We start from the raw sequence: 19,042 nt of genomic DNA, 5'->3' as shown, positions 1-19,042 counted from the left end.
TGAACCGGCATACTCATCATTGCTACAACTAACGGCAACCCAGCCGCGCTCATAAATAAAGGCGTACGCATAAACACTATCCGTCAATAAAAAACTTGCTTAAGTTAAGTTGAAAAGCACTTCTTGCCCAGACTCTGCTGCGTCATATTATAAACACATACAAGGCAGGCTCAGAACACTTTATATAAAACGCGTCATAAAATAAACTAAAATATAAAATTAGTACAGCAGCACAGCCATAAAAGAAATCATCTATAAAGCTAGTAATAGACAGCGCAGAAACATAAAACCATTGCTCTATCGCCTCTTACTGTGCAAGAAGTAGATTATGTCATCAAAACAGCCGACTGATATCATTACCAATTGCTAACACCATGAAACCTGCCAGCAAGAGTAAACCGATATTTAAGCCCACCATTTGTACGCCCTCAGAGAGTGGCTTACCGCGTATTAGCTCAATCAAATAATAGACAATATGACCGCCATCTAATACGGGAATGGGCAACAGATTCAAGACAGCAAGGCTCAAGCTGATCAAAGCTGCGGTAGATAAAACCATCTGCCAGCTAATATCAAAGCTTTGCTTGGCGACTTTGGCTATGGTAATCGGACCTGACAAATTATCAAGACCAATCATACCTGATAGCATCTTGCCCATTGAGCTGACAGTCATAACGGCTAATTGCTCAGTTTTTTCAAACGATTTGACTAATGACTCCGCTGGACCATAGACCACCGTGGTTTTATACTCATCAGGAATAACAATCTCAGACTGTGCCACCATAGCACCAATTTGTCCATAATCGTTACCTAAATTGTCCTTTTTACCTTGCGGCATAATCTGTAACTCAATCGGCTGATCATCACGCAATACGCTAAATGTCAGCAAAGTCTCAGGATTGTCACGGATAATGCGAGTAGCGCTGATCCAGTCGTCAATGACTTTATCATTGATAGCCGTGATACGGTCTCCCACTTTGAGACCTTGACGACTGGCCGCGCCATCAGGTGTTAAATCACCGACTATTGGTGCGATATTTGGCTGCCACGGTATCATACCAAAGCTTGATAAGGCATCCTTACCTTGCGCAGCGCCTTGCATGAATTCTTGCACAGGCGCTTGGTAAGTCTTGGTCATACCCTTATCTACTTCAGACTGCAACGTCACACTGATATTGGTTGTCTCACCCATACGCCCAGCAAGGCGATAGTTAATCCCCTCCCACGTCTGCACATCATGACCGTCGATTGCAATGATCTTATCACCGACCGGCAGCTGTGCTATTGCAGCGGGCGTATCTGGCAGTACCTGACCAATCTTGGTAGCAAGCTGCTCTGATGGAGTCATAAATAACACCCAGAATAGCGCAATGGCAATCACAAAGTTCATGATAGGACCAGCAGCCACAATCGCTATCTTCTTAAGCGGATGCTGGCGATTAAATGCCAAATGCTGCTCATCTTTTGCCACCTCACCTTCACGCTCATCAAGCATCTTGACATAGCCGCCAAGTGGCAGCGCTGAAATACGATAATCAATGCCGCTTTTCTTACTGGTCCAGCCAAAGAGCTTGGGACCAAAACCGATCGAATAAGTAAGCACTTTAACGCCGCAAAGCCGCGCCACGATGTAATGCCCCCACTCATGCAGGGCAATCAGCGGACCTAAGACAAAGATTGCCGCAAGCAGCGTTAATAAAAACGTCATGATTATCTCTCTGTATGTTTCTCAACAGCTTTTATCAATTAGCTGGTTCTCGATATCATTACGCCAATTTTGCCACAAGCTTATCAGTAAGGTGGCGGGCTATTTTATCAATGACTAAAATATCTTCTATGTCTGCTGTATCGTTTAATGGCGGTACCTGTATATCATTTAATGCTTGCTCATTGATATCAGCGATATCGGTCAGACGAATTTGATTATTTAAAAATGCGGCTACTGCAATCTCATTGGCTGCATTTAAAATGATAGTCGCGTGCGTACCCGCTTGCATCGCCTCTCGTGCCAGACGCAAACAGGCAAATTTTTGCAAATCAGGCTCGATAAACTCCAAACCATTGAGCGCAAATAGATCTAATGGTTGTGAGCCACTGTCAATACGATCCGGATAGCTTAGGGCATGGGCGATAGGGGTTTTCATATCTGGGCTGCCAAGCTGCGCCAAAAAACTGCCATCGCTATATTCTACCATTGAGTGAATGATACTTTGTGGATGAATGACCACATTTATCCTATTTTCAGGCAAATCAAATAAATGACAGGCTTCAATCAGCTCAAGCCCCTTATTCATCATGGTAGCAGAATCAACGGATATTTTTTGCCCCATTGACCAGTTGGGGTGTTTGACCGCTTCAGCGACGCTTGCTTGCTGCATCTGTGTAAATGACTGCTGTAAAAACGGTCCGCCAGAAGCCGTTAGCCACAGCTTACGTATGCCATGATTTGGCTGATGGATTTGCGTGTTATCTTGCTGAATGGCAAAGGGCAAGCACTGAAAAATAGCATTATGTTCAGAATCAAGCGGCAGCAAGGTTGCATGATGGGTTTTGACCGCATTGATCATCACTTGCCCTGCCATGACCAGTGCTTCTTTATTAGCCAGTAAAATACGCTTGCCTGCACGCGCAGCAGCTAAGGTAGAAGACAAGCCTGCAGCGCCAACGATAGCAGCGACAACCGTATCCGTTTGTGAATCGGTCGCAATATCCACAAGCCCTGCATCACCGCCGACCACCTCGATATCGAGACCGGCAGCTTTCAGACGCTGTGCAAAATCATCAACCGCCGCTGTCGGCACGCCAACCCGCTTAGGAGAAAACTGCTGACAAAGGGTTAATAGCTTCTCTAAACGATGATAGCCAGATAGTGCATAAACGTCATAATGCTGTGGTTGTGCCGCCAAGATGGCTAACGTGCTGTCGCCAATCGAGCCTGTCGCGCCTAATACGGCGATACGTTGGGTCATAACCATGGATGCCTATAAGTAATAATATAAATAATACGGTGAAAATTCAATCAGCTGCCACGCTTATGGGTTGTCAGATAACGAATACAGCCGTGTTGATAGGTTCAGGCAAATCAAACAACAATCAAACCAAACTGCTGTATTGCCCAAAAACCTAGCGCAAAGATCGGCGTGGCAGACAACAGCGAATCAATACGGTCAAGCACACCGCCATGCCCCGGCAAAATCGTTCCTGAATCTTTAACAAGCGCGCGCCGTTTGAGCATGGATTCGAACAGATCGCCCAGCACGGATGCCAAAATGGTCAGCGCTGACAATGCCACAAATGCGATAAGGGCAGCGCCCGTCAATTGTAATTTAAAGACACTGATAATTACGACCACCAATAAGCCCGTCACTAAGCCACCTGCCAACCCTTCGATGCTTTTATTGGGCGAGACATTCGGTGCCATTTTTCGGCGACCAAGCTTGCGTCCAACAAAGTAAGCACCACTGTCAGCGCACCAAACCAATAAAAACACGTACAGTAGCCACCATGCCGATAGTTGCCATAAGTAAAACATGGCCGTAATAGCTGCCGTTAGTATGACAGCACCCATCAGTGCCAACTGTTTACCATACCAATTGGTAGAGGTTGGGAAAACTCGTACCCAAGACAGCGCCATCAACCATATAACGAGAGAGGCTGCCCACCAAAACAGCCATGTGACTTTAAACATCAGTGACACAAGCGTTAATAGCAATACCAATAGGACAAATATGGCTGGTTGACGCCATTTTGGCATCAGTTTTGTCCACTCATGGGCCGCGATAATGACCCCAATCGCCAAAAGCGGGGCAAAAAATATAGGGGTTTGGCTCGCAAACATTGCAATACCAACGATAATAACGAGAACAACTGCCGTTTTAATTCGTTGCCACATACTTATTGAGCCTTATAACAATGAAGGACATTTGGTCAAACTGCTGACTATAATAGCGTATTGATGGTGAGGCATGCTATTGAAAGTGATTAAATTTGACAAAAGTCGCCTAATATCAGAAAAAGCATGACCTAAGATATTTGCTGCGCTGTCGCTACTTGCTCACTGGTTTTACCAAAGCGGCGCTGACGTTGAGCAAAATCCTCTAGCATAGCAGCAAGCTCATCGACACTAAAATCTGGCCATAGTGTTGGGGTAAAGAACAGCTCAGCATAGGCTGCTTGCCACAATAAGAAGTTTGAGAGACGGTACTCGCCGCCGGTACGTATCAGCATGTCTACTTCTGGCGCATCTGCCAATTGCACATACGCACCAAGTTTATCCTTGTCGATATCATCAATTGACAAATGACCTGCCTGCACTTGCTGTACCAGCTGTTTTGCTGCATGAGCAATATCCCATTTACCGCCATAACTGATGGCGATAACTAAGGTCATGGCATCAAAATCAGCCGTTTTTGCTTCAGCATCTGCCATTAATGACTGCAAATCCTCACTGAGCTGACTGCGGTCGCCAATAAAACGCAGGCGAATACGGTATTTGACCATACGAGGCATTTGCTCATTAATGGTTAAGCTCAGCAAATGCATCAGTAGAGCCACTTCGCTTGCTGGGCGTTGCCAATTTTCGCTAGAAAAGGCAAATACGGTTAAAACCTCAATACCCGTACTGACGCAGTACTCAACAATCGGGTCTAGCGCATCTTTGCCAGCGATATGTCCCTGACCTTTACCTAAATTATGGACTTTACCATAGCGATTATTGCCGTCCATGATGACAGCGATATGGCGTGGAAGAAGGGCTGGAACTGAATTCTCTGACATAGACATAGGCTGACTTGCTTGTTGTTTGAGTAAAATAATCATGAGGCGCGACAGGCTACGTAAAATCCTAGCACGTATTTATAAATGATTAAAAAGTATCGATGGCAAACCCATCATTTTATACACGGCAACAACCAGCCAATAGTACTTTGATATTGGCTGGTTGTTTTTAGCGACTCGTTATATAAAACATGGATAGCGTGGCATTTCTGATAGTAAAGAGATGTGTTTACACTTCCATCAATTCGCTTTCTTTTTTGCTCAAACGGCTATCAATCGTTTCAATATACTTGTCAGTGATTTTTTGAATATCATCACTGGCGCGGCGCTCATCATCCTCTGATATCTCTTTTTCTTTTGCCAACTCTTTGATGTCATTCATCATATCACGGCGGATATTACGAATAGAAACGCGGCTGTTTTCTGCTTCGCCACGTGCCAATTTTTGCATATCTTTTCGAGTTTCTTCTGTCAATGCTGGCATGGGCACACGGATTACATCAGCTGTCATTGGGTTCAGACCCAAGTCTGCTTCGCGAATGGCTTTGTCGATTGCTTGTACCATAGTACGGTCAAATGGCTGCACCAGTAACGTACGCGAATCTTCAACGTTAACGCTTGCTACTTGATTTAACGGCGTAGGCGACCCATAGTAGCTGACCATCACACCTGTCAACATACCTGGGTGCGCGCGACCAGTACGCACCTTGCTAAAAGTGCTTTCAAGCGCTTCCAAGGTTTTTTGCATGCGCGCTTCGCCGTCTTGCTTAATCTCTTTAATCATGAGGTATCCTTATTTATCGCGATCGATAAATCATTTATTGTTTATTATAAAAACGGTTTGGGTATTTTTATCGATAAGTAGCGGTCTTGCCGCCACCTCTCTTTTATCATGTATTCGTCTACGCTATTAATGATAGACGCGGGTGCCTTCATTCTCACCCATCACCACATTTAATAAGGCATTGGGCTTATTCATATCAAACACTTGTAATGGCACATCGTGCTCACGGCATAATGCAATAGCGGTTAAATCCATCACGCCTAATTTCTGCTCTAGCACCTCATCAAAGGTTAGACCGTCATATTTAACCGCATCAGCATGTAAGCTTGGGTCTTTATCATAAACGCCATCTACTTTGGTCGCTTTTAGAATCAAACCTGCTTCGATTTCAATTCCGCGTAAGCAAGCGGCGGTATCAGTGGTAAAGAAAGGGTTACCCGTACCAGCAACAAAGATACACACTTCACCATTTTTAAGATAACGAATCGCATTACGACTGCTATAGCTTTCAGTGACTTCACCAATCGGCAATGCTGACATTAGGCGCGTTTTGATATTACGGCGCTCAAGCGCATCACGCATGGCAAGACCGTTCATGACGGTTGCAAGCATACCCATTTGATCGCCTGTGACGCGGCCGACCAAACCCTCTTTTTGTAGCTGCGCGCCGCGATATAAGTTACCACCGCCAACGACAATCCCCACTTGCACCCCAAGTCCGCGCAAATGAGCGATAGACAAGCTCATCTTATCGAGCACTTCGGTATCGATACCCATATCTTTGGTACCAGCTAAAGCTTCACCAGAGAGTTTTAGCAAGATACGAGAATAACGCGGGTTTTTGTCAGACATGAGGTCACCTTGTCAGTATTAAATTATAAGTAAAGTTATCAGTAAAATACAAATAGAGTTTGCTTTGAGACTTGACGCTAGTGCGGTGCTGATTGATAAGCAGGTACCACAGTCAAATTGCGCTAATTGTAGCAAAAACTGCCCGCTGTTGGGCAATTTTCACTGACATATTATGTTTGGGCTTTAAGCTTGATAACTGGCAAATAGATCATATTCACTAGCATCGTCAATAGTGACGGTTAAGAACTGACCTACTTTCACCTCAGCAGTGATGTCATCGACATAGACATGACCGTCAATCTCAGGCGCATCAGCATAGCTACGACAAATCGCAACGCCCTCTTCACTATCAATCTCATCCACTAAAACCATCAAGGTTTTGCCGATTTTTTCTTGCAGTTTTTGCGCTGAGATATCTTGCTGTAGCGCCATCAAACGCTCATAGCGCTCTTGCTTAATCTCTTCTGGTACATGATTTGGCAAGTCATTGGCGACCGCTCCTTCGACCTCTGAATAAGTAAAGGCACCGACGCGATCAAGGCGCGCCTCAACCAACCAATCAAGCAGACATTGAAAATCTTCTTCAGTTTCCCCTGGGAAGCCAACAACGAAGGTTGAGCGAATGACGATATCAGGGCAAATCTCACGCCATGCGTGGATGCGCGCCAAGGTATTTTCGCTATGCGCCGGGCGTTTCATCGCTTTTAGGATGCGATGGCTGGCATGTTGGAATGGGATATCAAGATACGGCAGTAGCTTCTTCTCGCCCATTAGCTCAACCACTTTATCGACATGCGGATACGGATAAACATAATGCAGACGCACCCAAATACCCAAATCATTTAACGCTTGGCATAAGTCATAAAATTTTGACTTAAGCGGCATGCCATTCCAAAAACTGGTTTTATATTTCAAATCCAGCCCATAAGCGGAAGTATCTTGCGAGATAATCAATAGCTCTTTCACGCCCGCTTTTTTTAACGCCAGTGCTTCATTCATCACACTATCAATCGGACGCGATACCAAGTCTCCACGTAAGCTTGGAATGATGCAAAAAGTACAACGATGGTTACAACCTTCTGAGATTTTAAGATAAGCATAATGGCTTGGGGTTAATTTGATACCCGCCTCATTAATCAAATCTATTTTTGGATCGTAATTGGCATCCAGACTGCGGTTGGGTCTAGGTACATGCTGCGCCACCGCTGTAATCACTTCGTCATACGCATGCGCGCCGGTTACAGCTAGTACGGCTGGGTGCATTTCACGGATTTTGTCCGCTTCTTTACCTAAGCAGCCCGTTACAATCACCTTACCGTTTTTGCTAATTGCTTCACCAATGGCATCAAGCGACTCTTGTACCGCAGACTCAATAAAGCCGCAGGTATTGACCACGACAAGGTCTGCGCCATCATAGTCGCTCGCCACTTGGTAACCGTCACGGCTAAGCTCTGTGATAATGCGCTCACTATCGACCAGCGCTTTTGGGCAGCCTAGTGACACAAACCCAATCTTTGGTGCTGCGTTCACTGGCGCATTGACATTGACTGCTGACGCTGCTGAAACCACGTCGCTGCTTTGCTCAATGCTACGGTTTTGATTATGATTGGCTTTATGATGGTAAGGCTGAATACTGTCCGTAGAGCTTTGCGCAGACATGGCTGCTGGCTTGGCAGGATTAAAAAGTATGGCAGTGTCTTTTGGCGTAAAGTCTGTTGGCATAGAATCTGTTGGCATAGAATCTGTTGGCGTCGAAGTTGACGGTGAGGTAGTAACAGTCGTATTAACCGACTCGGTAGAAGTGTTGGGCATGGCTGACCTTGCTAGAGATAAATTGGCTGTGCGCATTGTACGTTTTTTTTACAAAAATCGCCAGTTTTGCCGCTCTATAGGGTTGATTTATGGTTAAATATTAATTGCGTCTTTTTTTCTTCTAGGCAATCGCCATGACAACTCATTTGACAACCGTAAAACCAACACCTGACTTAGCATTTATGTCACAGCATTTGTTCACCGCTATTTTATGGATCAATGATGACTTGACCATCACTTGGCTCAATGCCCAAGCCGAACAACTACTCGCTATTAGTAGTAGTCGCTTACTGGGTCAGTCTATATTGACCCTGCTTGCATCTGAAACATCCGACGTATTGAAAGCAGCCGATAGCACTCATGACAGTGATAACCATGACAACTATGCTCACCATGATAAATATGTGACTGTCAATAAAAGTAGTGGCGAAAATAGCCATGAACAAACCTGCTCTTTAAAAGAGCGATTTCAGCAAGCAAAGCGGTATCAACAACCCTTTATCGATCATGATCACCTTATCAGCACGCCGCTAAATGGTAATTTAACATTTTCAGTCGATTATAGCGTGACCCCTGTCATTTATGAGCAGCAGCCCTACTTTATTATTGAGATGTGGGGCAAGGATCGCCAAAGTCGCATCTCAGAGGAGCAGCGCCAGCAGCAGCAATATAATATTGCCCGTCATATGCTGCGCTCGGTCGCTCATGAAATCAAAAATCCGCTTGCCGGTATACGCGGGGCGGCGCAATTATTACAGCGGCAATTCATCAAATTCAGTGATGTCTCGCCTCTTAATAGTTCTCCTCCTGCTATTCTTGGCACAAACCCTACTTTTAACCCAAATAACCCTCTACAAAAAACCGCTGAAAAACTGCGTAATTATACTGATATCATCATCTCAGAGACCGATCGTCTAACCCATCTTATCGGGAAACTCCTTGGCTCCAATCAATTACCAAATTGGCAAACGCTAAACATCCATGAGCCACTGGAGCATGTGTTGTCTTTGATCGTTAATCAATATCCGCACGTGACGCTACAGCGCGATTATGATTTGTCATTACCTGAGTTAAGCGCGGATAAAAATCAGCTAATACAGGTATTTTTAAACCTGATTAATAATGCCTGTGAATCGATGACTGAGTTTGAGCAGACGCTACAGCAAAGAGAGTCGTTTGAGCCTAAGGCGAAACAACTTGCTGCCCTACCAACGAGCAGTGATGAGATCACCAGTTATAAGCCAACGCTACACATTCAAACCCGAATTGCTTTTCAACATACCATTGCTGGGCAACAGCACAAGCAAGTCCTGCAAATCAATATTACCGATAACGGCTCAGGCATTGATCCGGCATTAATCGGACAAATATTTTTCCCGATGGTGACCAGCCGTGCCGCTGGGACGGGGCTAGGATTGTCTATCGTACAAGATATCATTAGCCATCATCATGGTATGATTGACGTGAGCTCTCAGCAATCAAAAAGCTTTAGCGATGCTGTCAAAAATAATTATAACCATCAACACACCAGTTTTACGCTTTACTTGCCTTTCAATCAGCCAGCGCACCATGCTTAAAATAGCCAATACCCTGAGCTTCAAACAGCCAATACCCATGACTTCAAAACCTTGACCCAAATTATAAAACAATAACCCTAAATCCCTTGCTTATTAGGCCTGATAAATGACTGCATATAATGACAACGCCCTATCACATAGCGATAATCAAGGCTCTGCCCAACCATCAGACAATCAAGCCATACGAGAACCTGATAAACAAGCGACAAAAGTAACAGTCAATAACGCGCCCGATGCTAACCCTGCAACGCTATGGCTCATCGATGACGACGCAGCACTGCGTTTGGTGTTGGCAGATACTTTTGAAGACGCAGGATTGACGGTTATTAGCTTTACCCAAGCGCAAGCGGCGTGGACACGCCTCAACGATATTTTGCAACAACAGGAGTCTGTCGCTCAGTTGCCTGACGTAATATTGACTGATATTCGTATGCCCATGATGGATGGTTTGTCTTTTAGTGATTGGGTACATGAGCATTTCCCTAAGCTGCCCATTGTCATTATGACTGCCCATTCCGATCTTACCTCTGCTATCAATAGCTATCAGACAGGTGCTTTTGAATATCTGCCAAAACCGTTTGATTTGGATGATGCAGTCGTTACGATTTATAAAGCTATTAATTATCAGCCAAATCCAGTCGTCTCAAATCATTTAATCGAATCTAATACGAACGTAAGTACCGATGCCAAAAAACAGCCTGCGAGCAAGCCAAATGTAGTCAAATCAGCTAAAAAACTCCCTAAAACTGCTAAAAATAAGGCTCAGGAAAAACCTACACCCCCAAATAATGACAATCCAAGTGGCATCATTGGACAGTCACAAGCGATGCAAACGGTATTTCGTGCCATTGGGCGCTTAGCGCACTCACCTATTACCGTCTTGATTACTGGGGAATCAGGCACGGGTAAAGAATTGGTTGCCAGTGCGTTGCACCAGCATTCACCGCGCCGCCAGCAACCTTTTATTGCTCTTAATATGGCCGCCATTCCACATGATTTGATTGAATCTGAATTATTCGGTCACGAAAAAGGGGCGTTTACTGGGGCGACGACAACGCGACAAGGGCGTTTTGAGCAAGCGGATGGTGGGACATTGTTTTTAGATGAAATTGGCGATATGCCTTATAGCACCCAAACTCGGCTGCTACGAGTACTGGCCAATGGTGAGTTTTTTCGCGTCGGTGGCCAGCAGCCCGTCAAAGTAAATGTACGCATCATTGCCGCTACCCATCAAAACTTAGAAGAACTGGTCAAGCAAGGCAAATTCCGTGAAGATCTGTTTTATCGTCTCAATGTTATTCGCTTGCCCCTGCCGCCATTACGGACACGACCGGAAGACATTCCAGCATTAGCCCATTACTTTATGCAGCGCGCTGCTGAACAGATGAATAGCGCAGAAAAACAGCTACATCCGTCAGCGCTACATATCATGCAGGCTTTTGAATGGCGCGGCAATGTCCGCCAGCTTGAGAATGTCTGCCTTTGGTTGACCGTGATGGCCACAGGCGACACCGTGATGGTGGATGACTTGCCACCAGAGCTACTTGAAAATATCTCGTCTGATTTAGAAGCGTATCAACAGCAACATCTGCCTTCACAAGCTACGACTGACAATGACCAAACACACCCTCATCCCCACCATTCAAGCTGGCAACAAGCATTGGCTGCTTGGGCTGAGCAATCGCTACAAACAGGAGAAACCGATATTTTGCAGACGGCAACCCCTGAGTTTGAGCGTGTTCTACTGACAGCAGCGCTCAACCATAGTGGTGGCAAAAAGATAGCCGCTGCCAATTTACTCGGTTGGGGACGCAATACCCTGACACGTAAATTACAGCAATTAGATATCTCTTTAGCAGAAGGACAAAATAATCGTTATTAAAGCTTCGAATATATAAATATAAATACTATTAATATCAATTACTTATAAAAATACGTGAAAATAAATGCAAAATAATCAAAAATAAATGCAAATAGGGCTTGCCAAACATTTCAAACTCTATATAATAGCCAACCACTGAGACGCACTACCGAATCAGTTATTTATCTCAATGGGGTTTGAACATCAACGCCAAAGATGGTAAGGTAACGAAAATGGGGCTGTGGCGGAATTGGTAGACGCACCAGATTTAGGTTCTGGCGCCGTAAGGTGTGAGAGTTCGAGTCTCTCCAGCCCCACCATTTTCGGATAGTACATCTTAGACCAAATATTAAAGCCTGCTTTTTAGCAGGTTTTTTTGTGCCTGTCATTTGATATCTCATTTTTAGTATACTCATAAAATGCATCCACGGGACATACTGCAACACAGTCTGGGTAGTTGCATTTAATCCAGTTATCACCAACGATGAACGCCATAAACATTACCATTTATAATTTAAGGTGGCGGGTCGTTTTCAAGCTACAATATAAATTCGTAAATTTATTCTGCGTAAGTAAAATATTTATTCGCTTATTTGTATCAGTAGCAGTAAAATGCGCGAATGTTTCCGACACTAGCTTGTGAGTAACCAATGATACGTTTAACTGAAATTAAACTGCCGTTAAATCATACACCTGAAGATTTAACAACAGCCATAACAACAAAACTTAAAATTTCTGCTGAACAAATAGACGCAGTTGTTATATTTAAACGTGGTTATGACGCTCGTAATAAGAGAAATATCCAATTAATTTATACGCTAGACATCACACTGACCGACTCGGATTTAACTCATGATTTACTGGTTCAGTTTGAGTCAGACAGCCATGTTAAAGCAACACCCGATACCAGCTATAAATACGTAGGTGAGGCGCCAGAAAATTTAACTGAGCGCCCTGTTGTGATTGGTTTTGGTCCTTGTGGATTAATGGCTGGACTCACCCTTGCTCAAATGGGTTTTAAACCTATTATCATTGAACGTGGTAATGAAGTCAGACAACGCACCAAAGACACCTTTGGCTTTTGGCGTCAGCGCAAATTAAACACAGAATCAAACGTACAATTTGGCGAAGGCGGCGCCGGTACCTTTTCTGATGGAAAATTATATAGCCAAGTGAAAGATCCAAATCATTATGGCCGTAAAGTCATGACAGAATTTGTTAGCGCAGGCGCACCAGAGGAGATTTTATTTGTCAGTAAACCGCACATAGGTACTTTTAAGTTAGTCAGCATGGTAGAAAAAATGCGTGCTGAGATTATAAAACTCGGTGGCGAAGTCCGTTTTTCTACTCGCGTAGATGACTTGCATATCACTGACTCAAAAGTAACTGGCGTGACCCTTCATAGTGGCGAAACCTTACACACCAACCATGTTATTCTTGCTGTTGGTCATAGCGCCCGTGATACCTTCCAAATGATCTATGATAAAGGCGTGTATGTTGAAGCAAAACCTTTCTCAATTGGCTTCAGAATTGAACATAAACAGTCAACCATAGACCAAGCACGCTTTGGCGACAATGCTGGAAACGAGATACTTGGCGCGGCGGATTACAAACTGGTTCATCATTGTAAAAATGGTCGTTCTGTCTATAGCTTCTGTATGTGTCCAGGCGGAACCGTGGTTGCCGCAACATCAGAAGAAGGCCGTGTGGTCACTAACGGCATGAGCCAATATTCAAGGAACGAGCGTAACGCCAACAGCGCTATTGTTGTCGGCATCGACCCAGAGCGGGATTACCCAAACCACCCTCTTGCTGGTATCGACTTACAAAGACAACTAGAGACTTTAGCGTTTGAATTGGGCGGCAAAAACTACAATGCACCAGCGCAAACCATTGGTGATTTCTTAAAAGGCAAACCAAATTCAGAATTGGGTGATGTTAACCCGTCATACACACCGGGCATTACCTTGACCGACTTAAGCAAAGCACTGCCCGATTTTGCCGTGGATGCCATACGTGAAGCTATTCCAGCGTTTAATAAAAAAATCCAAGGATTTTCATCTGATGACGGTTTACTCACTGGCGTAGAAACCAGAACATCGTCACCAATAAGTATTAAGCGCAATAAAGAATTCCAAAGCATTAACACCAAAGGCTTGTTCCCTGCAGGTGAAGGCGCTGGTTACGCAGGCGGCATATTATCAGCAGGGATTGATGGCATTAAAGTAGCCGAAGCTGTGGCGAAATCAATGTTGAAGATAGAGTAAGAACGGTTTTAGGCAGTTATTGGAGTAAATTAGGTTTTAGTCAAACATTATCCTAATTCTGATAAACAATATTGCGGTCTGTTTATCAGAATTTTTAATGATCAATGCTATTGTCTAATGATGTTAAATCTACCAATATCTCATCCATACTTCGATACCTTCTCTCCACCCGCTTCGCCAACGCTTTCTCAATGATGCCTTGATAGCGACTATGCTTTAAATGCAATTCTGGAATTGGCTGTTGGCAATGCTGAAGCGTCCACTCTCTTAGCGGCTCACTACTCGGATTATCTATCTTAAACGGTCGCTTGCCCGTTAATATCTCAACCATCATTATCCCAAACGCATAAATATCACTTTGTACTGTTGCATGCTGCCCTTGCCAGCGTTCAGGGGCAAGATAGGCTGGCGTACCAGCACTATGTCCCTTACTATTTTTATCGCTGATTTGAGAAATATCATTGTTAAATGGCTCTGCCAAAGCAAAATCTGTCAATAACAAATCAAACGTGATACGGCTATTATCCGCATGATTTGGCAAAAAACCATCTAGCAAAATATTACTGGGCTTAATATCATTATGTAGCCAGCCAGCGTTATGTAGATGAGATATAAGATACGCAGATTGCACCATAAAACAATGCTTTTGTACGTCAGTTAATAGTGAGTGATTTTGAATATTAAGCTGAGTTGTCAAGCTGCCGTTTGGATAATATGGCATCACAAGTATCGTTAGCTGCGAAAACGGTTTTAGTATTTGAATGGTGACGTTATCGTAGGCTAGTATTGGTGGCGCGATAGCAGGCAGGCTGTTTTCACTGATTGATATGTTTATAGATTTTAAAACGTCAGCCTCATAAACTAAATCAGCCGAATTTTTCTTGCTGTCAGCACTTAACTGCCATTTAATCATTACCTGATCAAACTGTGGATGCTGGGCACGCGTTAAGCCTTGAAAATCATACTTACTATTATGAGCTTGCTGGCTGATGCGCTGATGAGAAATCTCGCTATAATTCAAGCTTGAGAATAACGTCGTCAGTGTTGGCAGAATTTGCTGCGCTTGCGTTTGTAGTGTCTGCTTTGTACACGCTTTTATATTAGAGGAATTACTGGCATTATGTTTCATGGTAAAGTGAAGCCTTTATACGTCTAGTATGCCAAACGTCATTTTAATTTTACGAGCGACCAAGTATTATGCCCCAATCCACTAAGCCTGTTATCAATTACGCCCTGCCCGATCATTTATTGAATTTGCTTGGACAGTATCTGCAAGAGCAAGTCACGCCAACTATTGAGATTGACCCTGAACAGCTGGCCTATCGCTGGGTCGGTGGTCATCAGGGGCATTTAGAGCCATTGGCAGTGAACTTATTTTTAAGTTTAGATGACTTGCACGGTATCGATACCCAAAAGGCAAAACTGGTACAAAATACACGGCAATTTCTAAAGGGCTATCCTGCCAATCACGTACTAATGACAGGTACACGCGGCGCTGGCAAATCATCGCTGATTCGGGCACTGCTACAAGCTTATCATAGCGAAGGGCTGCGTATTATTGAAATTGCCCGTGATGACCTGCGCGTACTTGATAAGATACGCGCTGCCATTAATGCGCTGCCAGCGGATTGTGGCTGTCATTATGTGGTGTACTGTGATGATTTGGCCTTTAACGGTCAAGATGAGAGCTATCGGACGCTTAAAAGTGTGCTAGACGGCGCGCTGGATTCAGAGCAAGACAAGCTATTGGTTTATGCCACCAGTAATCGCCGTCATCTGTTGCCACAGCTGATGAAAGACAATGTCAATATTTATAATGGTCAGACCGATGAAGTCAATCCTTATGAAACCATAGATGAGACAGTCTCGCTGTCTGATCGCTTTGGGCTTTGGTTGTCATTCCATCCTATGGATCAAAACACTTACTTACACATCGTGCACCATTATTTATCACTTTTGCAGAAACAAACTTTAGATGATGCTAATGACGTTAAAGAAAATGATGTTAATAAAGTTGATGTCGAAACAGCCAATAAGGCGCTACCAGATAATATAAGAGCCGCAGCATTACGCTGGGCATCAGAGCGCGGTGGACGTTCAGGACGCGTAGCATATCAGTTTAGCCGTTACTGGATAGGACAGACACAATTGGCAGCTGAGGACAATCAGTCGTAAAACCTCATTAAAGATTACTTTTATGTCAGTTGTCAGTGATTAACAACCGCGTGCAGAACCTAAGTACTGCACGCGGCTACCCTCTTCTTCGTCTGCCAAATCTGCTGCGCCATTCACCATATATTGGTCAAAATCTGCTGCTAACCATAGATTGTCTTGATAAGTACTTTGGGCATCTATACGAATATGCGCCATGTTTGGCGTACTACTATCTGGATTATCAAAGCTTTGATAGCGAGCGCTAAAATGGGTTAGGATTAAGTTTTTGACACCGAGTTGCTCAGCAAATCTACCTACTAGCTGCGCGCTACTATGCATCGGGTCAAAGTCTGGATTTTTTGCCTGAATCTTATTCAATACCTCATGGGTATAAGTGGCCTCATGCACCAATAAATCGGCATCGACTACTGCAGCGCTTAGGCACTCTGGGGTGTCATTATCACCAGCGACCACCACTCGTGTACTTTGCACATCATTGTCAACATAGTCTTCTGCATAAAGCTTACGACCGTCATCGGTCACAATATCTTCGCCCTGTTGCAGTCTGCCCCACAGCACGCTTGCTGGAATACCTGCTGCTATTAATTTATCGGTATTAAGCGTACGCCGGCTGATGGTTTGCGTGATACCGAAGCCATAAGAGGTGACGCGATGCGATAAAGGATAAATATCTATAACCAGCTGATGCTGGTGGTCTAAATTGATAGTTACTTTATTGACAGTTACTTTACCTTTATGCTCATCATTTGGCTCAGACAATATATCTTCGATCGCCATAAAATTAATGGTAAAAGGTAAGTATAGCTCAGTGGTCAAAGTAATCGCTTCAAGCAGCGTTGCTATCGCTTTTGGAGCAATAATCGTCAGCGCTGCAGTACGTCCTGACATCGCCGCACTCGCCAATAGTCCTGGCAGACCATAGCAATGATCGCCATGCACATGGGTAATACAAATGGCTTGCAGCTGATGTAAAGATAGCTTGGTATGTAATAGCTGCTGCTGGGTGCCTTCGCCGCAATCAATCAAAACCCAAGGACGCGACTTTTTGTTGTGCTGTTGATTTGCTCCTGAACTATAGGGGTTTAGGCATTCAACTGCCAAGGCGGTGACATTACGCTGCTTGGTTGGCACGCCTGCTGAGGTGCCCAAAAAGGTTAGCTTCAACATAGACAAGCTCTTTTAGCCTAGTCGCTATTTGCTATAACGACTGACATACCATGGTTCTTTGACCTTCAATCATTTTTCCGCCATTGGCCGTACATTCACTGACCATATTGGACTCATAAGATTTCCAGCCGCCATAAAAGCTAGCAGCGCATAAAATCACTACCAGTAGTTTTTGTGACCAAGCTTTAATAGATACCTGCTGATGATTCACACTGTCAGCAGTTGTATCAAACCCTTGCTTAGTAGCCACATTAGTATCATGATCAACATCGATATCGATATTTTTGTCATTTGATTTATTTAAGTCTGTCATTTTTTATCCTAAAAAAGGTTTTGTCTATGAATAAACAAAACCTTTTATTATCATATTAATTCGTCATTGATTAATAATTAAATGTGCCGCGTTTAGAACTTTAGACGACCGCCCTTCTCTTCTGCACGCTTAAAGGCATCACGCTCTTCACAACGTTTGAGCCAAATTAAAATGTTGGCATATTTACTGCGATCCAATCCTTTACCAGCATTGGCACCGACAACGGCAAGATGCATTTGGATATCAGCAGCACTGAAATCGCTACCAGCAAACCAATGATTGTCTTGCAAATGCTGCTCCATCATCGCCAATATAGTATCTAGACTTCTGCTTATCATATTTTTTTCGACTTGATTGCGGATGCTTTTGCTCACAGGTTTGATCAGCATGGGCGACTGTTCAACCACCTTGGTAAATACCAGACGCATGACCAATGGCGGCATTACTGAGGCTTCGGCAAAATGCAGCCAAAACGTATAAGCTTCCCACGCTGCTTCATTATCATCGGCAGGCTTAAATTGTTTTTGGCTATCATAATGCTTAAGCAAATACTCAATGATAAATCCTGACTCAATGAGCACACGCTCATTTACTTCTAACATCGGCGCATGACCGAGCGGATGTATTTGTTTTAAACTGTCAGGCGCGCGGTAGGCTTTATTGCGCGCATAGCAAGTCAGTTTATAATCAACCTCAAGCTCTTCTAATAGCCAGATAATACGAAACGAGCGTGAGTTTGCTAAATGATGAAGGTGTAACATAAACCATCCTAGTTATAGTGTGAATAAGCAATAATAATGATAGGTAGCGCCCGCATTCCATTGCTAACATTGCTAAGCCTTTTGAGCAGCATTAGACATGATTGATTAGGCATGATTAAGCATTGTTTTCAGCGTGGCAGCACTGCTGTCGATAATAGCGCAATTAACCAGCCTTTAACACAGAAACTGTGTAGAGCACGGCTACAAAACCATGCCTAGCAAGTCAAACTTATCGCCCTTAAGCTGTCAGTGTTATTTAGCATGTAATTCTTCAATTTTGCGCGTCATCTTGTCTATTTTTTGCTGATATTTTCTAATCTTACGGAAACGATGCGCGGTCAGCACGCCTTTAATACGGCGATTTTTTAGGCGGCGGCGCGGCGGAAAACTGCCGACTTGAGGCTCGTTATACCCTTGCAAGCGGTCGTCACGCTTACGAGTCACATAACCAAGCGCACTATCGGCAATCATAATCAGCAGCGCGATAAAAATCATACCGTACATAAATAACGAGCCACCCTCATCGATGCTTTGGTGCAAAATCGTGATGGAAAATATAAATAGGAATATCGGCTCAAGGTAGCATAAAGTGCCAAATAGCGAGACGGGCAGCTTTTGACTAGCGACCATAGTCAGTGCCATCGCCGCTGTACTGATGATACCCAGTAGCGGCAACAGATACCAAAATTTATCCGTC

General features: G+C 44.0%; 15 protein-coding genes, 1 tRNA gene and 1 pseudogene. 5 read left to right on the top strand and 12 right to left on the bottom strand.

The window, feature by feature from the left end; all coding sequences use genetic code 11:
- Positions 1-334: 334 nt before the first annotated feature.
- The 7 genes from rseP to rimO form a co-directional block, all read right to left on the bottom strand.
- A complete protein-coding gene (rseP, locus tag ABYU67_RS10605; RefSeq protein WP_372844996.1) occupies positions 335-1,708 on the bottom strand; it encodes an RIP metalloprotease RseP in 1,374 nt (457 codons plus the stop codon).
- 58 nt (positions 1,709-1,766) lie between these two features.
- Positions 1,767-2,975, bottom strand: a complete 1,209-nt coding sequence (gene ispC / locus ABYU67_RS10600) for a 1-deoxy-D-xylulose-5-phosphate reductoisomerase (RefSeq protein WP_372844994.1) — start codon at positions 2,973-2,975, stop codon at positions 1,767-1,769.
- Between the two features lie 107 nt (positions 2,976-3,082).
- Positions 3,083-3,892, bottom strand: coding sequence for a phosphatidate cytidylyltransferase (locus ABYU67_RS10595; protein ID WP_372844992.1), 810 nt, complete (start codon positions 3,890-3,892; stop codon positions 3,083-3,085).
- A gap of 131 nt (positions 3,893-4,023) precedes the next feature.
- Positions 4,024-4,782: a polyprenyl diphosphate synthase gene (uppS, locus tag ABYU67_RS10590; RefSeq protein ID WP_372844990.1), complete on the bottom strand. Its 759-nt coding sequence runs from the start codon at positions 4,780-4,782 to the stop codon at positions 4,024-4,026.
- Positions 4,783-5,005: 223 nt separating this feature from the next.
- Positions 5,006-5,560 (bottom strand): ribosome recycling factor, encoded by a 555-nt coding sequence (gene frr, locus ABYU67_RS10585; protein WP_372844988.1) that lies wholly within the window; start codon positions 5,558-5,560, stop codon positions 5,006-5,008.
- A gap of 126 nt (positions 5,561-5,686) precedes the next feature.
- The gene (gene pyrH, locus ABYU67_RS10580) at positions 5,687-6,412 is read right to left on the bottom strand and encodes a UMP kinase (protein ID WP_372844986.1); all 726 of its coding nucleotides are present in this window, start codon (positions 6,410-6,412) and stop codon (positions 5,687-5,689) included.
- 183 nt (positions 6,413-6,595) lie between these two features.
- Entirely contained in the window at positions 6,596-8,224 is a 1,629-nt protein-coding gene (rimO, locus tag ABYU67_RS10575) for a 30S ribosomal protein S12 methylthiotransferase RimO (protein WP_372844984.1), read from the bottom strand.
- A gap of 134 nt (positions 8,225-8,358) precedes the next feature.
- Here rimO and ABYU67_RS10570 point away from each other — a divergent pair, with 134 nt between their 5' ends.
- From ABYU67_RS10570 to ABYU67_RS10555, 4 genes are all read left to right on the top strand, one after another.
- Entirely contained in the window at positions 8,359-9,801 is a 1,443-nt protein-coding gene (locus tag ABYU67_RS10570; RefSeq protein ID WP_372844982.1) for a nitrogen regulation protein NR(II), read from the top strand.
- A 106-nt stretch (positions 9,802-9,907) separates the two neighbouring features.
- Positions 9,908-11,683: a sigma 54-interacting transcriptional regulator gene (locus ABYU67_RS10565; RefSeq protein WP_372844980.1), complete on the top strand. Its 1,776-nt coding sequence runs from the start codon at positions 9,908-9,910 to the stop codon at positions 11,681-11,683.
- Between the two features lie 214 nt (positions 11,684-11,897).
- Positions 11,898-11,982: transfer RNA gene (locus ABYU67_RS10560), tRNA-Leu, on the top strand.
- 330 nt (positions 11,983-12,312) lie between these two features.
- Positions 12,313-13,929, top strand: a complete 1,617-nt coding sequence (locus tag ABYU67_RS10555; protein WP_372844978.1) for an NAD(P)/FAD-dependent oxidoreductase — start codon at positions 12,313-12,315, stop codon at positions 13,927-13,929.
- Positions 13,930-14,023: 94 nt separating this feature from the next.
- Here ABYU67_RS10555 and ABYU67_RS10550 read toward each other — a convergent pair whose 3' ends face one another.
- Complete coding sequence (locus ABYU67_RS10550) at positions 14,024-15,058, bottom strand: serine/threonine-protein kinase (protein WP_372844976.1); 1,035 nt, start codon at positions 15,056-15,058, stop codon at positions 14,024-14,026.
- A gap of 68 nt (positions 15,059-15,126) precedes the next feature.
- Between ABYU67_RS10550 and ABYU67_RS10545 the strand changes: the two genes are divergently transcribed.
- On the top strand, positions 15,127-16,104 hold the full coding sequence (locus tag ABYU67_RS10545) for an ATP-binding protein (protein WP_372844974.1): 978 nt from the start codon (positions 15,127-15,129) through the stop codon (positions 16,102-16,104).
- 39 nt (positions 16,105-16,143) lie between these two features.
- Here the strand turns inward: ABYU67_RS10545 and ABYU67_RS10540 are convergent, their stop codons facing one another.
- The 4 genes and pseudogenes from ABYU67_RS10540 to ABYU67_RS10525 all read right to left on the bottom strand — a co-directional run.
- Positions 16,144-17,271, bottom strand: a complete 1,128-nt coding sequence (locus ABYU67_RS10540; RefSeq protein ID WP_372844972.1) for a ribonuclease Z — start codon at positions 17,269-17,271, stop codon at positions 16,144-16,146.
- Positions 17,272-17,302: 31 nt separating this feature from the next.
- Complete coding sequence (locus tag ABYU67_RS10535; protein ID WP_372844970.1) at positions 17,303-17,584, bottom strand: hypothetical protein; 282 nt, start codon at positions 17,582-17,584, stop codon at positions 17,303-17,305.
- Between the two features lie 92 nt (positions 17,585-17,676).
- Positions 17,677-18,345, bottom strand: a complete 669-nt coding sequence (locus tag ABYU67_RS10530; protein ID WP_372844968.1) for a glutathione S-transferase — start codon at positions 18,343-18,345, stop codon at positions 17,677-17,679.
- Positions 18,346-18,597: 252 nt separating this feature from the next.
- Positions 18,598-19,042: pseudogene (locus tag ABYU67_RS10525) on the bottom strand (EamA family transporter RarD); the annotation flags it as partial.

Source organism: Psychrobacter sp., assembly GCF_041554015.1.
Taxonomy (GTDB): Bacteria; Pseudomonadota; Gammaproteobacteria; order Pseudomonadales; family Moraxellaceae; genus Psychrobacter.
Note: the sequence above shows the minus strand (reverse complement) of the source record. Positions and strands in the feature narration are given on the sequence as shown.

Excerpts from the sequence above, each read along its gene's own strand:
- rseP (WP_372844996.1), bottom strand. The coding sequence starts at position 1,708 with ATGACGTTTTTATTAACGCTGCTTGCGGCAATCTTTGTCTTAGGTCCG.
- ispC (WP_372844994.1), bottom strand. The coding sequence starts at position 2,975 with ATGGTTATGACCCAACGTATCGCCGTATTAGGCGCGACAGGCTCGATT.
- ABYU67_RS10595 (WP_372844992.1), bottom strand. The coding sequence starts at position 3,892 with ATGTGGCAACGAATTAAAACGGCAGTTGTTCTCGTTATTATCGTTGGT.
- uppS (WP_372844990.1), bottom strand. The coding sequence starts at position 4,782 with ATGTCTATGTCAGAGAATTCAGTTCCAGCCCTTCTTCCACGCCATATC.
- frr (WP_372844988.1), bottom strand. The coding sequence starts at position 5,560 with ATGATTAAAGAGATTAAGCAAGACGGCGAAGCGCGCATGCAAAAAACC.
- pyrH (WP_372844986.1), bottom strand. The coding sequence starts at position 6,412 with ATGTCTGACAAAAACCCGCGTTATTCTCGTATCTTGCTAAAACTCTCT.
- rimO (WP_372844984.1), bottom strand. The coding sequence starts at position 8,224 with ATGCCCAACACTTCTACCGAGTCGGTTAATACGACTGTTACTACCTCA.
- ABYU67_RS10570 (WP_372844982.1), top strand. The coding sequence starts at position 8,359 with ATGACAACTCATTTGACAACCGTAAAACCAACACCTGACTTAGCATTT.
- ABYU67_RS10565 (WP_372844980.1), top strand. The coding sequence starts at position 9,908 with ATGACTGCATATAATGACAACGCCCTATCACATAGCGATAATCAAGGC.
- ABYU67_RS10555 (WP_372844978.1), top strand. The coding sequence starts at position 12,313 with ATGATACGTTTAACTGAAATTAAACTGCCGTTAAATCATACACCTGAA.
- ABYU67_RS10550 (WP_372844976.1), bottom strand. The coding sequence starts at position 15,058 with ATGAAACATAATGCCAGTAATTCCTCTAATATAAAAGCGTGTACAAAG.
- ABYU67_RS10545 (WP_372844974.1), top strand. The coding sequence starts at position 15,127 with ATGCCCCAATCCACTAAGCCTGTTATCAATTACGCCCTGCCCGATCAT.
- ABYU67_RS10540 (WP_372844972.1), bottom strand. The coding sequence starts at position 17,271 with ATGTTGAAGCTAACCTTTTTGGGCACCTCAGCAGGCGTGCCAACCAAG.
- ABYU67_RS10535 (WP_372844970.1), bottom strand. The coding sequence starts at position 17,584 with ATGACAGACTTAAATAAATCAAATGACAAAAATATCGATATCGATGTT.
- ABYU67_RS10530 (WP_372844968.1), bottom strand. The coding sequence starts at position 18,345 with ATGTTACACCTTCATCATTTAGCAAACTCACGCTCGTTTCGTATTATC.